Source organism: Streptomyces sp. NPDC058773 (assembly GCF_042746015.1).
Classification (GTDB): domain Bacteria; phylum Actinomycetota; class Actinomycetes; order Streptomycetales; family Streptomycetaceae; genus Streptomyces.
The window spans coordinates 17,759-36,709 of record NZ_JBHYPE010000034.1 but is presented as its reverse complement, the minus strand read 5'-3'; the positions used below and the strand labels follow the sequence as shown (position 1 = coordinate 36,709).

Annotated in this window: 11 protein-coding genes; 8 read left to right on the top strand and 3 right to left on the bottom strand. The window is 73.0% G+C overall.

Annotated elements, in window-relative coordinates:
* Nucleotides 1–187 precede the first annotated feature (187 nt).
* The 5 genes from ACFW5B_RS25755 (at nt 188) to ACFW5B_RS25735 (ending at nt 5,970) form a co-directional block, all read left to right on the top strand.
* Nucleotides 188–1,582 (top strand): ABC transporter substrate-binding protein, encoded by a 1,395-nt coding sequence (locus ACFW5B_RS25755; RefSeq protein WP_386444061.1) that lies wholly within the window; start codon nt 188–190, stop codon nt 1,580–1,582.
* Complete coding sequence (locus tag ACFW5B_RS25750; RefSeq protein WP_386444058.1) at nt 1,572–2,507, top strand: carbohydrate ABC transporter permease; 936 nt, start codon at nt 1,572–1,574, stop codon at nt 2,505–2,507. Before ACFW5B_RS25755 ends, ACFW5B_RS25750 begins: the two co-directional genes overlap by 11 nt.
* Nucleotides 2,504–3,337 (top strand): carbohydrate ABC transporter permease, encoded by an 834-nt coding sequence (locus tag ACFW5B_RS25745; RefSeq protein WP_386444055.1) that lies wholly within the window; start codon nt 2,504–2,506, stop codon nt 3,335–3,337. The genes ACFW5B_RS25750 and ACFW5B_RS25745 overlap by 4 nt, the downstream gene beginning before the upstream one ends.
* An 81-nt stretch (nt 3,338–3,418) precedes the next feature.
* Entirely contained in the window at nt 3,419–4,465 is a 1,047-nt protein-coding gene (locus tag ACFW5B_RS25740) for a 2-hydroxyacid dehydrogenase (protein WP_386444052.1), read from the top strand.
* Between the two features lie 5 nt (nt 4,466–4,470).
* The gene (locus ACFW5B_RS25735) at nt 4,471–5,970 is read left to right on the top strand and encodes an FGGY-family carbohydrate kinase (RefSeq protein WP_386444049.1); all 1,500 of its coding nucleotides are present in this window, start codon (nt 4,471–4,473) and stop codon (nt 5,968–5,970) included.
* Nucleotides 5,971–6,176: 206 nt separating this feature from the next.
* Here ACFW5B_RS25735 and ACFW5B_RS25730 read toward each other — a convergent pair whose 3' ends face one another.
* The gene (locus ACFW5B_RS25730; RefSeq protein WP_386444046.1) at nt 6,177–7,646 is read right to left on the bottom strand and encodes an amino acid permease; all 1,470 of its coding nucleotides are present in this window, start codon (nt 7,644–7,646) and stop codon (nt 6,177–6,179) included.
* 72 nt (nt 7,647–7,718) lie between these two features.
* Between ACFW5B_RS25730 and ACFW5B_RS25725 the strand changes: the two genes are divergently transcribed.
* The 3 genes from ACFW5B_RS25725 (at nt 7,719) to ACFW5B_RS25715 (ending at nt 11,467) form a co-directional block, all read left to right on the top strand.
* Entirely contained in the window at nt 7,719–7,895 is a 177-nt protein-coding gene (locus tag ACFW5B_RS25725) for a hypothetical protein (protein ID WP_386444043.1), read from the top strand.
* A 339-nt stretch (nt 7,896–8,234) separates the two neighbouring features.
* A complete protein-coding gene (locus ACFW5B_RS25720) occupies nt 8,235–9,764 on the top strand; it encodes a glutamate synthase subunit beta (RefSeq protein ID WP_386444040.1) in 1,530 nt (509 codons plus the stop codon).
* Nucleotides 9,765–10,072: 308 nt separating this feature from the next.
* Complete coding sequence (locus tag ACFW5B_RS25715) at nt 10,073–11,467, top strand: transcriptional regulator (protein ID WP_386444037.1); 1,395 nt, start codon at nt 10,073–10,075, stop codon at nt 11,465–11,467.
* A gap of 170 nt (nt 11,468–11,637) precedes the next feature.
* On the opposite strand, the gene ACFW5B_RS25710 is transcribed toward ACFW5B_RS25715, so the two are convergent.
* Entirely contained in the window at nt 11,638–12,162 is a 525-nt protein-coding gene (locus ACFW5B_RS25710) for an ATP-binding protein (RefSeq protein WP_386444034.1), read from the bottom strand.
* Between the two features lie 435 nt (nt 12,163–12,597).
* The gene (locus ACFW5B_RS25705; RefSeq protein ID WP_386444031.1) at nt 12,598–18,939 is read right to left on the bottom strand and encodes an SDR family NAD(P)-dependent oxidoreductase; all 6,342 of its coding nucleotides are present in this window, start codon (nt 18,937–18,939) and stop codon (nt 12,598–12,600) included.
* Between the last annotated feature and the right edge of the window lie 12 nt (nt 18,940–18,951).

The following is an 18,951-nucleotide window of genomic DNA, read 5'->3' as shown; positions in this document are numbered from 1 at the left end:
CGGGCTGAGCTGACGGAGCGGCCCCGACGGCTGCCCGCGGGCGCGGCGGACGGACACGCGGTCACGGCCGTGGCCTCCGGGCCTGGCGTCCGCGGACGTGTGACGATGCTCCGCGAGCGGGTCCACGACGTGCGCCCGGCCCGTCGACGCCCATTCCATCGGCGCGGACCACGGGGAAGGAAACGTCATGTCCCAGCTGATCCGTACGCCGCGGACGGCCGGCCTCGCCGCCGCCGTCTCGGTGCTGGGCCTGGTGGCGGCGGGCTGTACCGGGGCCGGCGCGATCACCGGCACACCCGGTGCGACGACCCTGACCGTGGCCATCGTCGCCAATCCGCAGATGCGGGACATGGAGCGCCTCACGCCGGAGTTCGAGCGCTCCCACCCGGGCATCCGGGTGCGCTATGTGACGCTGCCGGAGAACGCGGCGCGGCAGAAGATCACCGAGTCGGTGGCCACCGGCAGCCGTGAGTTCGACGTCGTCATGATCAGCAATTACGAGACGCCGATGTGGGCCGGGAACGGCTGGCTGACCGATCTTCAGCCGCTCGCCGACCGCACCCCGGACTACGACCCGGGCGACTTCATCGGCCCGGTCCGCACCTCCCTCTCGTACCGCGGGCACCTCTACTCGGTGCCGTTCTACGGCGAGTCGTCGTTCCTGATGTACCGCAAGGACCTGTTCGCCGCGCAGCGCCTGACCATGCCGGCGCATCCGACCTGGCGGCAGGTGGCCGCGTTCGCCCGCCGGCTGCACGCCCCCCGGCAGGGCCGGGCCGGAATCTGTCTGCGCGGCGCCCCCGGCTGGGGCGAGGTGCTCGCCCCGCTGAACACCGTGATCAACACCTTCGGCGGCCGGTGGTACGACCTCCGGTGGCGGGCCCGGCTCACCTCGCCGGCCGTCCGGCGGGCCGTCGGCTTCTACGTCGGCCTGGTGCGCCGCGCCGGGGAGCCCGCGGCGGCCACCGCGGGCTTCACCGAATGCGCCACCGTCTTCGCACAGGGCAATGCCGCCCTGTGGTACGACGCGACCTCGGCGGCCGGACTGCTGGAGGACCCGGCCGACAGCAAGGTCGTCGGGAAGGTCGGCTACGCGGCCGCCCCGGTGGAGAAGAAGGCCTGGTCGGGCTGGCTGTACTCCTGGTCCCTCGGTATCCCCCGCACCACCGTGCACCGGGACGCGGCCTGGAAGTTCCTCGCCTGGGCCACCTCCCGGGACTACATCCGGCTGGTCGGGCGCAGGCTGGGCTGGTCCCGGGTGCCGCCGGGCAGCCGGGAGTCGACCTACGCCCTCCCGCAGTACCGCAAGGTCTCCCGGGCGTTCAGCGGGCCGACCCTGGCGGCGATGCGGCACGCCGACCCGGAACACCCCACCGTGCAGCCGGTGCCGTACACCGGGGTGCAGTTCCTGGACATCCCCGAATTCCAGGACCTGGGGACCCGGGTGAGCCGGCAGATCAACGCCGCGATCGCCGGGCAGCAGTCCGTAGGGGCCGCGCTGGACCAGTCGCAGCAGTACGCGCAGACGGTCGGCCGGGACCACCGGCGGCCGGGGCGGCGGGAGGCACCCGGTGGCCGGTGACACCGCCGTGGCGGCCGGCACCGTGGCGCCCGCCGGCCCCTCGGCGCCGACGGCCTGGCGGCGGAGAGCGCCGCTGCTTCCCGCGCTGCTCTACCTCGTCGTCGTCACCCAGGTCCCGTTCCTGGTCACGGTGGTCTTCTCGTTCCGGTCCTGGAATCTGGTGCGGCCCGGGCCGGGGCACTGGGTCGGCCCGGCCAACTACGCGAACGTGTTCACCGACAGCGCCTTCCGCGGCGCCGCGCTCGTGGAGATCGAGATGACCGGGTCGGCGGTGGTCCTCGCCATGGCGCTCGGGGTGCCGCTGGCGGTGCTGCTGGACCGCCGGTTCCCGGGGCGGGGCGTGGCCCGCACCCTGCTGATCGCACCGTTCCTGGTCATGCCGGCGGTGGCGGGGCTGCTGTGGCGGACGGCGATGCTCGACCCGGTCTACGGCCTCGTCGGCGAGGTGCTGTCGTGGTGCGGCCTGCCGGTCACCGACTTCGTCAGCAGGTTCCCGATGGCATCGGTGGTGACCGTCCTGGTGTGGGAGTGGACGCCGTTCATGATGCTGATCGTGCTGGCCGGGCTGCAGAGCCGGCCGCCCGAGGTGCTGGAGGCCGCCCGGGTGGACGGCGCCGGCCCGTGGACGACCTTCCGGTGGATCACCGTGCCGCATCTGCGCCGCTACATCGAACTGGGCGTGCTGCTGGGCGCGATCCACCTGGTCAACACCTTCGACGTGATCTACATGCTGACCCAGGGCGGACCGGGCGCGCGCACCACCAACCTGCCCTACTACATCTACCAGCGGGCCTTCCTCGGCTTCGACGTCGGCCAGGCGTCGGCGCTGGGCGTGGTCACCGTGGCCGGCACCCTGGTCATCGCCTCGGTGGCGCTGCGCCTGGTGTTCCGCATGTTCTCCGCCCCGGAGAGGAGCGTGCGATGAACCCGCCCACCACTGCGCGCCGTCGGCTCGCGCACGGCGCCTGGACGGCCGGCGCGTGGCTGGCGGCGCTGGTGTTCTTCTTCCCGGTGCTGTGGATGGTGCTCACCGCGTTCAAGCCCGAGGCCGCCGCCTACACCCGCAGCCCCGACCTGGTGTTCGCGCCGACGCTGGACCAGTTCCGGGCGGTGTTCGCCCGCGGTATCGGCTCCTACCTGGCCAACTCCGCGCTGGCCGCGGTCCTTTCCACGGCGCTGGTGCTGGCCCTGGCCGCCCCCGCGGCGTACGCGCTGTCCGTCCGGCCCGTGGAGAAGTGGCGCGACGCGCTGTTCTTCTTCATCGGCACCAAGATGCTCCCGGTCGTGGCCGCGATCATTCCCCTCTACCTGGCCGTGCGCGACCTCGGTGCGCTGGACGGCCTCGGCACCCTGATCGTGCTGTACGCGGCCATGAACCTGCCCGTCGCGGTGTGGATGCTGCGCTCCTTCTTCCTCGACGTCCCCCGCGAGGTGCTGGAGGCCGCCCGGGTGGACGGTGCCACCACGCGCCAGGAACTGACCGCGGTACTGCTCCCGATGGTCCTGCCGGGGATCGCCGCGACCGCCCTGATCTGCCTGATCTTCTCGTGGAACGAGTTCTTCCTGGCGCTCGGCCTGACCTCGTTCCGCGCCGCCACCGTCCCGGTGTTCCTCGTCGGCTTCATCACCAGCGAGGGCCTGTACTGGGCGAAGCTGTCCGCCGCCGCCACGCTCGCCTGTCTGCCGGTCCTGCTCGCCGGCTGGCTCGCCCAACGGCAGCTCGTACGGGGCCTGTCCATGGGCGCCGTCCGGTGAGGGCGCCCCACGGCACCGTCCCGGCGCGCCCGCCGCAGGTCCCCGGGCCGCCGTCACCGTCCGCACCCCCAGGAGGTTTTCTTGCGCACACTCGTCGTCGGTGACCGGTTCATCCCCGCCGCCGTCCACCTCGACGCGCTGGCCGAGGTGTGCGGCCCGCAGTTCGGCCCGGTGCGCACCGTCGACTGGTCCGGCAGCAAGGCCGACCAGCACACCGCGCAGCAGCTCATGGAACGGGAGGGGCCGGCCGCGGTGCCGGTCCCGGGCGAGATCGTCGACGCGCTCGACGACGCGGAGGTGCTCGCCGTGCACTTCGCGCCGGTCCCCCGGGCGGTGCTGGCGGCCGCACCGGAACTGCGCGCCGTGTGCGTGGCCCGTGCCGGGCTGGAGAACGTGGATGTCGCCGCCGCCACCGAACGGGGCATCGCCGTGGTGCCGGTGTCCGGCCGCAACGCCTCGGGGGTCGCCGAGATGGCGCTCGGACTGATGCTGGCCGAGGCCCGCGGGATCGCCCGCGCCGACGCGTCGGTCAAGTCCGGCGGCTGGCGCAAGGACTTCGGCGGCCCGGGGCCCGAGATCGGCGGCAGCACCGTCGGGTTCGTCGGCATGGGCCGGGTGGGGCGGGAACTGGCCCGCCTGCTGCGGGGGTTCGGCGTACGCCTGCTGGTGCACGACCCGCAGGTCTCCGACGCGGTGCTCGCCGAGCACGGTGCGTCGCGGGCCGCTCTGGACACCCTCTTCCTGGAGTCCGACTTCGTGCAGGTCCTGGCCCGGCTGACGCCCGGCTCGGAACGGCTCATCGGGGCCCGTCAGTTCGCGCTGATGAAGCACACCGCCTACTTCTTCAACACGGCCCGCAGCCGGCTGGTCGACACCGGCGCCCTGTACGAGGCGCTGGCCACCGGCAGCATCGCCGGAGCCGGTCTGGACGTGCACGACCAGGAACCGCTGCCCGCCGACAGCCCCTGGCGCGCCCTGGACAACACCACCCTCACCACCCACTACGCGGGCGACACCACGGTCACCAACCAGCGGTCGGCGCTCCTGGTGGCGCGGGCCGTCGACGAGCTGGCGCGCACCGGCCGCTGCCGCGCGGCGGTCAACGCCCACGCGCTGGACCGGACGTAACCGGCGTGCGGAAGCTGTTGCTGGGGGTGGACGCCGGTCAGACCGTCACCAAGGCGGTGCTGTTCGACGCCACCGGACGGCAGGTGGCCCGGGGCAGCGTCAAGGTGCCGCTGACCAGCCCCCGCCCGTGCTGGGTGGAACGCGACATGGACGAGGTGTGGCGGGCCGCGCAGCTGGCCGTCCGGCGGTGCCTGGCCGAGGCCGGCCCGGCGGCCGGGCGACAGGTCGCGGCGGTCGGGCTGTCCGGCCACAACGACGGGCTGTACGCGGTCGACGCGCGCCACGCCCCCGTACGGGCGGCCGTCGTCGCCATGGACACCCGCGCCCACACGGTGCTCGACGGCTGGCGGGACACCCCGGTCTGGCCACGGGCGCTGGCGCGGTCCGGCCAGGTGCCGTTCGCCGCGTCACCGGCGGCCGTGCTGGCCTGGCTGCACCGGCACGAACCGGCCGCGCTGGAGCGGTCGCGGTGGCTGATGTTCTGCAAGGACTGGCTGCGCCTGAAGCTGACCGGCGAGGTCGCCACCGATCCGACGGAGGCCAGCGCGTCCTTCACCGATGTGCACACCCACGCCTACTCGCCCGAGCTGCTGGAGCTGTACGGGCTCGGCGAACTGGCCGGGAAGCTGCCGCCCGTCCTGCCCTGCGACGCGGTGGCCGGGCACGTCACCGCCGAGGCCGCGGCGGCCACCGGTCTCACCGCCGGTACGCCGGTCGTCACGGGAGCGCATGACGTGGACGCCGCGGCGCTCGGCATCGGCGGCATCGCACCGGGCGATCTCACGCTGATCGCCGGGACGTTCAGCGTCAGCCAGGTGGTCAGCAACCGCGTGGTGACCGACCCGCGCTGGCAGGTGCGCAACTTCCTCCGGCCGCGGCAGTGGATGACCATGTCCACCTCGCCCGCCGCGGTCGCCGCTCTGGAGTGGTTCCTGCGGGTGGTCGAGGTGCCCACGGGCCCCGCGGAGAGCGTGTACGACGTGATCGCCCGGGAGGTCGGGGCGCATCTCGCCGGCCCGTCGGAGGTGCTGTTCCACCCGTTCCTCTACGGCTCGCCGCACGGCCGGCCCGCCTCGGGGACGTTCCTGGGCCTGCGCGGCTGGCACACCCGCGGCCATCTGCTGCGGGCGCTGCTGGAGGGCGTGGTGCTCAACCACCGCTGGCACGTCGACGCGCTGTCCTCGGCGCTGCCCGTCACCGGCGTGACCCGGCTGACCGGCGGCGCGGCCCGCAGCGGGGTCTGGGCCCAGATGTTCGCCGACGCGCTGGACCGGCCGGTCGAGGTGCCGCACGTCGAGGAGAGCGCCGCCCGCGGGGCGGCGCTGCTCGCCGCCACCGCCGTCGGGCTGCTCGGCGGCATCGACGACGCCCGTGCGCTCGGCACGGCCGGCCGCTGCCACGAGCCGGACGCCGGCCGGGTCGCGGTGCTGGGCGAGGCCTACCAGGTGTATCTGACGGCCGTCGAGGCCCTCGGCCCCGTCTGGGAGCGGCTCGGCGCCGACTGACCTCCGGGCGGTTGGTGCCGGAGCGGCCCCGGGAGGGCCCCGGCCGCGGCCCCCTGACCGGCCGCGATCCGGCCACGGCGGTCGCCCCGCCGGTCCCTGCCCGGGAAAAGGCCGACGGGGCGCCCAGGCGGTCGATGCCTGGGCGCCCCGTCAGGGGATGGACGGAGTCGGGGCCCGTCCGTCCGGGGCCGGTGAAGCCCGTCCGGTCAGCCGCGCGGCCGGCCGGCGGTCTCCAGCTGCTTGTCCTGGTTCACCTTCGCCGCGATGTGCGGGTTACGGGACTTGAGGATCGCCCAGCCGACCGCCAGGCACACGGCCCAGCCGGCACCGACGTACAGCGAGATACGGCTCTCGGGGTCGATGGCGATCAGTCCGGTCACCAGGAGCAGGAACGCCACCGCGATCCAGCTGCACACCGTGCCGCCCGGCGCCGGGAAGGACGAGGCGGGCAGCCGGCCGGCGACCACCGCGCGGCGGTAGAGGATGTGGCTGACGAGGATCATCAGCCAGGTCCAGATACCGGCCGCGGTGGCCACGGACGTGACGTAGGCGAACGCCTTCTCCGGGACGACGTAGTTGAGGACCACGCCGATGCCCATGAGGACGACGGAGACGGTGATGCCGAGCGCCGGGGTCTTGGTGGAGCTGAGCTTGCCGAGCACCTTCGGGGCCTCGGAGTTGGCGGCGAGGTCGCGGAGCATGCGTCCGGTGGAGTACATACCCGAGTTGCAGGACGACAGCGCGGCGGTCAGGACGACGAAGTTGATGATCGCCGCACCTGCCGGGATGCCGATCTTCGCGAAGGCGGCCACGAACGGGCTGACGCCCGGCTGGAACTCGGTCCACTTGACGACCATCAGGATCACGCTCAGCGCGCCGACGTAGAAGACGATGATGCGCCACGGCAGCGTGTTGATGGCCTTGGGCAGGGTCTTCTCCGGGTTCTCGGACTCACCCGCGGTGACGCCGACCAGCTCGACGGCGAGGTAGGCGAACATGACGCCCTGGAGGGTCATCAGGCTGGAGCCGATGCCGTTCGGGAAGATCCCGTCGTGCGACCAGATGTTGGAGACCGCGGCGGTGTCGCCGGCCTGGCTGAAGCCGAGGGTGACGACGCCGAGACCGATCACGATCATGCCGACCAGCGCGGTGACCTTGACCATCGAGAACCAGAACTCGATCTCACCGAAGAGCTTCACCGAGATCAGGTTGGCCACGTACAGCACGACCAGGAAGACCAGCGCGGTGACCCATTGCGGAATGCTCGGGAACCAGAAATTCACATAGATGGCTGCGGCTGTCAGCTCCGCCATGCCGGTGACGACCCACATGAGCCAGTACGTCCAGCCCGTCACGAACCCGAAGAAGGGGCCGAGGAACTCGCGGGCGTACTCCGAGAAGGAACCCGACACGGGGCGGTACAGAAGCAGCTCGCCGAGCGCTCGCATGATGAAGAAGACGATCACGCCGGCGAGGGCGTACATGAGGATGAGACTGGGCCCGGCCTTCGCGATATTCGCGCCCGCACCGAGGAAGAGACCGACGCCGATGGCGCCGCCGATGGCGATCATCTGGACCTGACGGCTGCCGAGACCCCGCTCGTAGCCCTCTTCCGGTGCGGCGCCCGATGCGCCGTTGTCGTCGCCGAGGTTCTTGCCGACCTGCGTTGAGGTCATGTCTGGTGCGCCCTTCCGCTCCACGTCGATCCGCGCCTCATGTGGCCACGGATCGGGTTTCGATCCCCCCGGATGCTGATGGAGTTGCTGCCGGCGATCGGCCGGCCCAAGCGCCCCCTCGCGGACATGGGTGACGTCCGTCTGGCGGTCGTGAAGATGTACCACGGGCGAATTTCAGCCAGCGTGATGGAGATCACGGAGCGAAACGGCTATAGCGCCCCATGCTGGGCAAATTGCCAGTCGCTGTGACCTAATCGATACCCGAAACTGGCAACCCGTGGACTGCACGTTCACGCAACGTCCCGGTTCAGCGACCCTCAGTGTGCGGAATTTGCCCGGAATTGGCATACCAAAGACCGGTCATGGTGAAGAGGAGATGACGTAGTGCGAAGGGGCGAGCGGTGGCAGCATGCGTCGGCCGGGGAGGCGGAACGGTGCCGTCCGTGGCGTGATCCAGCCCCCGCTCCCCCGATCCCCCGCTCCCCCGGCGGCGACTCCCGCCGATCACCGGCCCGTGAAAGCCGTATGAACCAGGCGTAGGCTTGCATAACGCCCATTTGCACCGCGCGTGAGCGATGGAGACGGTGCATGACCGACCCACACGGCTTCCTCAAGGTGCCCCGCCGGCCCGTTCCGGCGCGCGCCGTCGAGGAGCGGCTGAACGACTGGCACGAGGTCTACGCGGGGCAGGCACTGCTGCCGCTGGTCGCCGAGCAGGCGGGGCGCTGCATGGACTGCGGCATACCGTTCTGTCACAGCGGCTGCCCGCTGGGGAACCTCATCCCGGAGTGGAACGCATACGCGACCCGGGGCAACTGGCGGGCCGCGGCCGAGCGGCTGCACGCCACCAACAACTTTCCCGAGTTCACCGGACGGCTGTGCCCGGCGCCCTGCGAGGACGCCTGTGTACTGGCGATCAACGCCGACCCCGTGACGATCAAGAACGTCGAGCAGGCCATCGCCGACCGGAGCTGGGAGGAGGGCTTCACTCCCCCGCATCCGCCGGAGCGGCTGAGCGGCAAGAGCGTCGCCGTCATCGGTTCCGGTCCCGCGGGGCTGGCGGCGGCGCAGCAGCTGACCCGTATCGGGCACACCGTCGCCGTCTACGAGCGCGCCGACCGCATCGGCGGACTGCTGCGGTACGGCATCCCCGCGTTCAAGCTGGAGAAGCGGTATCTGGACCGCCGGATCGCGCAGATGCGGGCCGAGGGCACCAAGTTCCGCACGGGGATGGACATCGGCGGCGCGGTCGACGCCACCGAGCTCGGCCGGCGGCACGACGCGATCGTGGTGGCCGTCGGTGCCATGGAACGGCGGGAGTTGCCCGTACCGGGGCGGGAGCTGGCCGGTATCCACCAGGCCATGGAGTATCTGACGCTCGCCAACCGGGTCGGGGAGGGCGACTGCGCCGCGTCCCCGGTCACCGCCGAGGGCCGGCATGTGGTGATCGTCGGCGGCGGGGACACCGGCTCGGACTGCCTGGGCACCGCCCTGCGCCAGGGCGCGGCCTCCGTGGTGCAGCTGGACATCAACCCGGAGCCGGGCGACGACCGGCCGGACACCCAGCCCTGGCCCGTCTACCCGAAGGTCTACCGGATCTCCCATGCGCACGAGGAGGCCCGCGGCCGGGAGGGCACCGATCCCCGGTTCTTCTCCTCGGCCACCCTCCGGTTCGAGGGGGACTCGGCCGGGCGGGTGCACGCGCTGTGTCTGACGGAGGTGGAGCCGACGGCCAGGAGGCCGCGGCCGGACACCGAGCGGGTGATCCCGGCGGACCTGGTGCTGATCGCCCTGGGCTTCTCCGGTCCGGAGCGCGGCACCGGGCTGATGACGCAGCTGGGGCTCACCCTGGACGCCCGGGGGAACTTCGCCCGGGACGACGGCTTCGCGGCCGCGCGGGGAGGGCCTGCGGACCGGGCCCGGGCCATCCGGGCCGGGGCGGGCCGGCCCTTGGCGGACGGCGTCTTCATCGCGGGCGACGCGGGGCGGGGGCAGTCCCTGGTGGTGTGGGCCATCGCGGAGGGCCGGGCCGCCGCCGCGGCCACCGACCGCTACCTCACCGGCTCCACCGCGCTCCCGGCACCGATCGCCCCGACGGACCGGCCGCTGGTGGCATGACGCCGCGGGGTACCGCGGCGGGGCGGGCGCCGGCACGTACGGCTCACGCGGACGCGCGGGCGGTGGTGGTTGTGCGCGGTGGGGAGCGGCGGGCGCCGGAGGGGACGGCGGGGGCGCGGTGGCCAGCCGGGTGCGGGGAGCGGGCTTCAGGAGCCCCCTCTCGCACCTTTGCTACGAGGCGCAACGCCCAGGCGACGACTTGACTTTGGTCATGGCGATTCAGTCCCGCTTGTTGGGTAATGACTGTCCTGTCCCGTTCTCCCGGATATGCCAACGTGAATCGTTGGCGGCATGTGCTTGGAGGCACCATGGCCGCCCGACCACTCGTCGCGCGTCAGACCAACCAGCGGCTGCGGTCGCTGATCCAGGAGGCCGCACTGTCCAACTCCGCCCTGGCCCGCCAGGTGAACGTGCTGGGGGAGGCGCAGGGGCTGGATCTGCGGTACGACAAGACCTCCGTGAGCCGGTGGCTGAGCGGTCAGCGGCCACGCGGCCGGGTGCCGGCCATCATCGCCGAGGCACTGAGCGGCAAACTCGGCCGTACGGTCTCCACGGAAGAGATCGGCATGGCCAACGGCAACAGCGTGACCTGCGGGGTCGGCCTCCATTTCGCGGCCACGGTGGAGGACGCCCTGGAACAGGTCCGTGAACTATGGCACATGGACGCGGAGTCCCGGGGCCTTTTGTCCCGCTCGGCCATGACCGCCTCCGCGCTGGTCGAACCCAGCCGGGACTGGCTGATCAGCTCCCCGGACCCGCAGGTGGCCCGCGCCTGGCAGCTGGGGCCGCGGGTGGGGGCCACCGATGTGGAGCTGGTCCGGTCGACCACCCAGGCGCTGGCCGAACTCGACCACCGGGTCGGCAGCGGCTATGTCCGGCCGGTCATCGTCTCCTGTCTCAGCAGTGTGCTGTCCGGCCTGATGGACGGCAGCTACGGGGAGGCCACCGGCCGGCAACTGTTCGCCGCGGCCGCCCGGCTGACGGAGCTGGCCGGGTACACGGCCCTGGACATCGGGCAGCCGGGCCTGGCGCAGCGCTACTACATCCAGGCGCTGCGGCTGGCGCAGGCCGCGGACGACCGGTGCTACGGCGGCTATGTGCTGGCGGCCGGGCTGAGTCATCTCGCGGTCGGCGCCGGCTGCTCCCGGGAAGCGGTGCAGCTCGCCCGCGCCGCGCAGGAGGGCACCCGGGGGCGGGCACCGCTGGCCGCGCAGGCCATGTTCTACGCGACCGAGGCCCGCGGTTACGCGATGCTCGGGGACGCCCGGATGTGCAAAATACTGGCGGACAAGGCCTCCGAGGCGATGGCGCACGTGGTCCCGGGGGACGGCCCCGAGTGGATCTCCTACTTCGACCGCGCCTATCTGGCCGACGAACTGGCGCACTGCTACCGGGACCTGAAGCAGCCGCGGCCGGCCGCCCGGCGGGCCGAGGAGGCCCTCGCCCGGCATCCGCGGACCCGGGTACGGCGCCGGGCCATCGATCTGCTGCTGCTGGCGACCGTCCTGGTGCAGGCCGGTGACGTCGAGGAGGGGTGCCGGGCCGGGGTGCAGGCGGTGGCGCTGCTCGGCCGGCTGAAGTCGGCGCTCGGCGACCGGTATCTGCAGCACTTCCGGGACGAGTTGCGGCCCTTCGGCGACACGACGCCGGTCCGTGAGTTCGACGTCCTGGTGCAGGAGAGCGGTGTGCGGGTGCCCAAGTGACGCCCGCCCGGCGCCGGGTGGGCCGCAGGGCGGGCCCGGGGGGCGTGGGGGGGCGGGGGGACACCGACGGCCGGCGGGTCCGTACCGTCCCGCGGGGAGGGGGCGCGGAGCCGGGGCCCGCCGGCCGTCGGCGACTGGGGAGTCACCCGCGAGGGGTGCGGTGTGCGGCGCTACGGCGCCACGCCCTGCCGTAACGCCGCCGCCAGCGGCACCGCGGCCCAGACGGTGCAGCTGCTGTCCGCCTCGACCCTGCGGCCCCAGCGCGAGGAGCAGTTGGCGACCAGTTCCAGGCCGCGGCCGTGCTCCTGCGCCGGGTCCGGACGGCGCATGCGGGGCACCGACGGGGTTCCCCCGCGGTCGTGCACCTCCAGGTGCAGCTGGTCCTCCGACCGCCACATCCGGCAGTCGATGCGGGTTCCGGTGGAATACTGGAGAGCGTTGGTGAACAGTTCCGACAGGATCAACAGCACCAGATAGCGCGTGTCTTCGTCCGCTATTCGCTGTCCGTCGAGCCAGGAGCGCGCCAGGCTCCGGCAGACCGGCACGGCACGTTTCAGCGCCGGTATCCGCAGCACCACTCGTTGCGCGGAACCCCAGCAGTCGGCGGGGACCAGGGAGTTTCTTTCCGCGGGCCAGCCGGCGATATGCCGGGCGGTCACCATGACTTCAGCCGAATGCATTGTGGTGGGTAACATGACTACCCCTTTCGTACCTGCCTCATGGACTCCGATGTCGCTTTCGCCTCATGAAGCACGCCGGCGCCATCGCTCGGTCCGTCCCGGCGGCCTTGGGAGTTCGCCGCGCCTCCGGTGAGCACCGGACCGCTTCCGCCCTCTCTCCATTATTTATTCAAGCAGCACGAGAGACCGCCGGGGAAGGCGTACGATGCGACATCGGGAGCGGTCGGGGATATCGCCGACGCGAAATACTATCACCATAAGAAAACCGTTGCGCATTACGCGGCAATGCAATTGGTGAAAGGGCGCGGAGAGTTCGCCGGAAAGAAATGCGGCGGGGGCGCGGCGGGAATGCGGAAGAAATGCTACCGCTTCTGTTCCGCCCTGAACAGAAGGACGCCCGGCGGGCCTTGGCGGCCCGCCGGGCGTGCGATGCCCCGATGGTTCAGGGGGCTAGGGTGCCGTCAGCTCCAGGCCCAGCTGCTCGGCGATACCGGCGGCGAGAGCGGCCAGCGTCGGATGCTCCCACACGAAGTTCCGCGGGAGACTGAGACCGAAGGAGCGGTCGATGCGCGCCCGCAGCTCCATGGCCAGCAGGGAGTCGAACCCCAGGGATTTCAGCGGGGTCTGCGGGTCGACCGAGCTCTTGCCCAGCCGCAGGACGTCGCGGACATGGCCCGCCAGATGTTCCTCCAGCGCCGCCCTGCGGGCGAGACCGGGCGGCAGGGCGGTGAGCCGGGCCCGCATGTCCTCGGTGTCGTCGGCCGCCGGGGCCGGCTCCGCCGGTTCGCCGCCGGACACCCCGCTGAAGAACGGCAGATGCCGGCCCGCGGGCGGCAGCCAGGTGTCCGGCGGGCCGGGAAGCACCCCGGTCTGCACCCGCCGGTGCGCCAGCAGTGTCCGGAGCGCCGCCAGCCCCTGGTCCGTGGGGATGGTGCGGTAGCCGCGGCGGCTGAAGTCCGTGGCGACGCCGATCTCGCCCCACGGGCCCCAGTTGACGGCCAGTGTCGGCATGCCCTGCCCGGAGCGCCAGGCCGCGAACCCGTCGAGCCAGGAGTTCGCCGCCGCGTAGGAGCCCTGGCCGGGGTTGCCCAGCAGCGAGGCCATCGAGGAGAACACCGCGAACCAGTCCAACGGCTGCCCCTCGGTGGCCCGGTGGAGCTCCCAGGCACCGGCGACCTTCGGCGTCCAGACCCGCTCCAGCTGGTCGTCGACGACGTTGGCGATCACCGCGTCGTCCAGCACCATCGCGCAGTGCACCACACCGTGCAGCCGGAATCCGTCGGCCACCGCGGTGGACACCAGCCGGTCGGCGACCTCCGGATCGGCGATGTCGCCGAGGACCACCGACACCTTGGTGGTGCTGCCGATCACCGAGGCGAGCGTCTGCGCGACCTCGGGGGACGGCGCGGAGCGGCCGTTGAGCACGAGGTGCCCGGCGCCGTGGCCCGCGAGCCACTTCGCCGTGGCCAGCCCCAGACCGCGCAGCCCGCCGGTGACGACATAGGCGCCGCCCTCCTGGACGGGCATGTCCAGATCGGGCAGCACCGCGGGGGCCTCACCGCTGTCGGGCACCGTCAGCACCAGCTTGCCGACGTGGCCGGCGGCGGCCATGGTGCGGAAGGCCGTGGTGGCCTCCGACAGCGGATACTCCGTGCAGTGCAGGGGCTTGAGCCGGCCCTCCTCGAACGCGGCCAGGACCTCCTGCCACACCGTGGCGAAGGTGTCCGGGCGGTTGCGCCGCAGTTCGATCAGGTCGACGGTGCTCAGGGTGACGTTGTGCCGCAGCGGCAGCATGCCCAGCGGGGCGTCCGCCAGGATGTCCCGGACCCCCAGCTCCACGAAGCGGCCGAACGGGCGCAGCGTCTCCAGGCCGGTGCGGATGGCCGCCCCGGACAGCGAGTTGAGCACCACGTCCACGCCCTCGCCATGGGTCGCCTCACGGGTGCGCTCGCCGAACTCCAGCGTGCGGGAGTCCATGACGTGGCTGATGCCCATGCCCCGCAGATAGCGGCGCTTGTCCTCGCTGCCGGCCGTGGCCAGCACCTCGGCGCCCAGCATCCGGGCCACCGCGATCGCCGCCATACCGGTGCCGCCGGTGGCGGAGTGGATCAGCACCCGCTCCCCGGCGGTGAGCCGGGCCACCGAGCGCAGCGCGTACCAGGCGGTCAGGAAGGCGATCGGCAGTCCGGCCGCGACCGCCGGTTCGATGCCGAACGGGACGGGGGCCACCGCGTCGGCGGGCACGGTCAGGAACGACCCGAAGGCGCCGCCCCGCAGATCGACCGCGATCACCTCGTCGCCGACCTGCGGGCGTTCCACCCCGTCGCCGACCGCGCTGACCACACCCGCGCACTCGAAGCCGATGCGGTAGCGGACATCGGTCTCGCCGGGCAGCAGGCCCATCGCCGTGAGCACATCGCGGAAGTTCAGGCCGGCGGCGGTGACCTTGACCTCGACCTCGCCGGGCCGGGGCGCGCGCCGTTCGGTGACGGCGTACTCCAGGCTCGACAGATCGCCCAGCCGGCCGGCCCGCAGCCGGAATCCGTCCACCCCGTAGCGGACGGTGCACGAGGTGGCCGCCTCGTCCTCCCCGCCGCTCGGCGCCGCGTGCTCCAGGCGGGCCACGTACCGGCCGTCGGCGCGCAGCGCGACCTCGTCGTCGTCCGCGTCCGCCAGCAGTTCCAGCGACACCTCCTCGGGGTCGGCCTCGTGCGGGTCGGCGTCCACCAACACCGGCCGGATCTCGGGGTGTTCCAGGGCGGCGACGCGCAGCAGTCCGCGCAGCGCGCTCTGCCCCAGGTCGACCTCGTCGCCCGGCACCACGGCGCGGGACCCGCGGGTGACGACGTACAGCCGCGGCGCGTCCTGGGTCGCGGTGATCGCCTGGAGTGCGCCGAGCAGTCGGCGGGTGCGCCGCAGGGACTGCCCGGTGGGGTCGGCGCCGTCCCCGGGGCCGCACACCAGCACCACCGCGCGCGGGGTCTCCAGGGTGGCGGCCAGCCGCCCGGTGAGGGCGTCGCGGAAGGTGCCGAGGGAGCCGTCGTCGAGCGGCCGGTCCCAGACGACGGTACGGGCGCAGCGGGTGCGCAGCGCCGCGGCCAGCGCCTGGGCCGAACCGTCCACCTCGCCCACGATGACCCAGCTGCCCGGCGCGTGGCCGCCGTCGGGAGCCGCACGGGGCGTGGCCCGCCAGCCGATCTCCAGCAGCCAGTCGTCGACCGCCGGGGTGCCGCGGGCGGCCGCACGGCGGGCGAAGCGCAGCCCGTTGACGACGAGCACCACGGCGCCGCTCTCGTCCAGGAGGCGGACGTTGGCCACGATGGCTTCCGGGGTGATCTCGCTGACGTGGGCGTGGCAGTGGACGGCGCTCGCGGGGTCACCGATGAGGCGCAGCGCCTGCATGCCCACCGGCAGCACCAGCGCCTGGTCCTCCTCGTTGATCAGCGGCGCCACGGCGAGCTGGGCGCAGAGGTCGAGCAGGACCGGGTGGACCGGCAGGCCGGGAGGCGGGCTGCTCGCCTCGCGCGGCACCGCGACCTCGGCCCAGAAACTGTCGTTGTGGCGGCCGGCGTTCAGCCGGCGGACACCGGTGAAGGCCGGACCGTGCTCCAGGCCGCGCCGCCGCAGCCCGGCGTAGAGGTCGGCCGGATCGACGGACAGCGGGTGGCGCAGGCCCATCGCCTCGACGGATCTGGGGCGCAGCTCGGGCCGTACGCTCAGCCGGTGCAGCACCGCCTCCGCCTGCGGCTCCCAGTCACCCTGCTCGTTGCGGGCGAGAATCTGGCACTGGGCCCGGTCCGGGGCCGTCAGGGTGACGACGGTGGAGACCTCGGTGTCCGCCTCCAGCCTCAGCAGCTGCTTGAACTGGACGTCGGTGACCTCCACTTCGTGCGGTGCCGCGCCGAAGACCTCACAGGCCGCCGAGAGCGCCAGACCGCAGTGCGCCGCCCCGGGGAAGACGGCTTTGCCGTGCACCCGGTGGTCGGCGAGCCAGGGCAACGCGTCGGTGCCGGCGTCGGCGCGCCAGCAGTGCCGCACCGGATCACCGGGGAACTCGGTGTGATGTCCGGGCAGTTGGGCCCGGGGGACCTCGGCGGCGGCCGTCGGCTGCGGCGCGTCGGCCCAGTGGTGGCGGCGGTCGAAGGTGACGGTGGGCACGTCCACCAGCGCGCCCTCGGCGTAGAGGTGCCGCCAGTTCACCGGGACCCCGGCACAGTGCAGCGCGGCGAGCTGGGTGCGCAGCGTGGACTGGTCGTCCTCGTCGCGGCGCAGCGTGGGCAGCACGACGGGGTCCGTGACGAGCCCGGCCAGGCTGCCGGCGACGGAGTGGGTGACGACGGGGTGCGGTGAGACCTCGACGTAGACCACGTGCCGGTCGGCCGCCGCGGCGGCCACCGCCTCGGCGAACCGCACCGGGCGGCGCAGGTTGTCGCACCAGTAGTCGGCGTCGAAGGACGGCGTCTCCCCGGGGTCGACGACCGTCGAGTAGAACGGCACCTTGGGCTGCCGGGGCGCGAGACCGGCCAGCGCCGAGCGCAGCGCCGGCAGCACCGGGTCCACCAGCGGACAGTGTGAGGCGACGTCCACCGCGATCGGGAACACCGCGATCTTCCGGGCCTCCCAGGCGGCGGCCAGCCGGCTCACCTCCGTGGTCCGCCCGGCCACGACGGTGGAGTCGGGCGCCGAGAGGACGGCGACGGAGACCGTGCCGGCCGCGCTGTCGGCGAGTTCGGCGCGCACCGTGTCGGCGTCCAGGCCGACGCTGAGCATGCTGCCGCTGCCGGCGATGTCGTTCAGCAGTCCGGAGCGCCGGCAGATCACCCGCACCCCGTCGGCCAGGGTCAGCGCCCCGGCCACCACCGCCGCCGCGACCTCGCCCATGGAGTGGCCGATGACCGCGGCGGGTTCGACGCCGTACGAACGCCAGGTGGCGGCGAGGGCGACCTGGAGGGCGAACAGCACCGGCTGCACCGTGCCGCAGCCCTGCACGGTCCGGCCCTGCCGTACCACGTCCAGCACCGACACCTCGCTCTGCGCCCTGATCAGCTCGTCGAGCTCGGTCAGCGCGTCGAGGAAGGCCGGTTCGGTCCGCAGCAGGCCGCGTCCCATGCCGGGCCACTGGGAGCCCTGGCCGGAGAAGACCCACACCGGCTGGCGTTCGACCGCGGCGCCCACCGAGCCGGTCACCACCGCCGGGTGCCGCTCCCCGGACGCGAAGGCCCGCAGCGAGCCGATGAGTTCCCGGCGCGCCGAGGTCACCACGCCCATCCGTCCGCGGCCCGCGCAGCGGCGCAGGGCCAGGGTGTGCGCGATGTCGCGGAGCGGCACGTCGGCGCCGTCGCCCTCCATCCAGTCCGCGAGCCGGGTGGCCGCGGTCGGCAGGACGTCCGGCGAACCGGCCGACACCAGGAAGACGTCGGAGGCCGTCCGCTCGGGGTGGCCGGTGTCCTGGCTCCGGGCGGGCCGCGGCTGCGGTGCCTGTTCGAGCACGACATGGGCGTTGGTCCCCGAGAAGCCGAACGAGGAGACCGCGGCGAGCCGGGTGGCCGTGCGCAGCGGCCAGGCGGTGAGTTCGGTGGGGACGAAGAAGCGGGTGCCGCCGGGGGTGATGGCCGGGTTCCAGCGGCGGAAGTGCAGATTCGCCGGGATGGTGCCGCGCTGGAGGCACAGCACGCTCTTGATCAGCCCGGTGACCCCGGCGGCCGGTTCCAGATGCCCCACGTTGGTCTTCACCGAGGTCAGGGCGCAGCGGCCGGGCCCGTAGCCGTAGACCTCGGCGAGGCTGGCGAACTCGATCGGGTCGCCGACGGGGGTGCCGGTGCCGTGGGTCTCGACCATTCCCACGTCCCGTGGGTCGACCCCGGCCTGGGCGAGGGCGTCCAGGTACAGCGCCCGCTGGGCGGTCACCGACGGCGCGGCGAGGCCCTCCGACGAGCCGTCCTGGTTGGTGGCGGAGCCGCGCAGCACCGCCAGCACCCGGTCGCCGTCCCGCTGCGCGTCGGAGAGGCGCTTGAGCACGACGACGCCGCAGCCCTCACCGCGCACGAACCCGTCGGCGTCGGCGTCGAAGGTCCGGCAGCGGCCGCCCTCCGACAGCATGCCCATCCGGGCGAAGGACCGGGTGATGCGCGGCTGGAAGCTCAGGGTGACGCCGCCGGCCAGCGCGACCTCGCACTCGCCGGCGGCCAGTGCCCGGCGGGCCATGTGCACGGCCACCAGGGACGAGGAGCAGGCGGTGTCCAGTGCCACGCACGGTCCGTGCAGACCGAGCAGATAGGAGATGCGGCCGGCCGCCACACAGTGGCCGTTCGTGAGGATCGACCCCTCCAGCTCCTGTGGCTGTCCGGCCAGTTGGTCCATGTAGTCGCTGTAGCTGATCCCGGCGAAGACGCCCGTGCGGGTGCCGTTCATCCGGTCCGGCGGGAGGCCGGCGTGCTCCAGGGCCTCCCAGGTGACTTCCAGCAGCAGCCGGTGCTGGGGGTCCAGCACATCGGCCTCGCCGCCCGCGACGCCGAAGAAGGCGGCGTCGAAGCCGGTCACCTCGCGTAGATAGCCGCCCTGACGGGGCGTCGGCGCCCGGCTCCCCGGCCCCGGGGAGTCCTCGGGAACCAGGCGCCGGCGCTCCGCGGGCATCTCGCCGACCGCGTCGCGCTCCTCGGCCAGCAGCCGCCACAGCGCCGCGGGTGAATCGGTGTCGCCGGGGAGCCGGCAGCCCATGCCGATCACGGCGACGGGCTCTGTCTCGTGGGTGGGTTGTGACTCGGTGTCCGAGCCGTGCATGTCGTTGCTCATCGGGGTCTCCGT

Excerpts from the sequence above, each read along its gene's own strand:
- ACFW5B_RS25755 (WP_386444061.1), top strand. The coding sequence starts at position 188 with ATGTCCCAGCTGATCCGTACGCCGCGGACGGCCGGCCTCGCCGCCGCC.
- ACFW5B_RS25745 (WP_386444055.1), top strand. The coding sequence starts at position 2,504 with ATGAACCCGCCCACCACTGCGCGCCGTCGGCTCGCGCACGGCGCCTGG.
- ACFW5B_RS25730 (WP_386444046.1), bottom strand. The coding sequence starts at position 7,646 with ATGACCTCAACGCAGGTCGGCAAGAACCTCGGCGACGACAACGGCGCA.
- ACFW5B_RS25725 (WP_386444043.1), top strand. The coding sequence starts at position 7,719 with ATGCTGATGGAGTTGCTGCCGGCGATCGGCCGGCCCAAGCGCCCCCTC.
- ACFW5B_RS25720 (WP_386444040.1), top strand. The coding sequence starts at position 8,235 with ATGACCGACCCACACGGCTTCCTCAAGGTGCCCCGCCGGCCCGTTCCG.
- ACFW5B_RS25715 (WP_386444037.1), top strand. The coding sequence starts at position 10,073 with ATGGCCGCCCGACCACTCGTCGCGCGTCAGACCAACCAGCGGCTGCGG.
- ACFW5B_RS25710 (WP_386444034.1), bottom strand. The coding sequence starts at position 12,162 with ATGTTACCCACCACAATGCATTCGGCTGAAGTCATGGTGACCGCCCGG.
- ACFW5B_RS25705 (WP_386444031.1), bottom strand. The coding sequence starts at position 18,939 with ATGAGCAACGACATGCACGGCTCGGACACCGAGTCACAACCCACCCAC.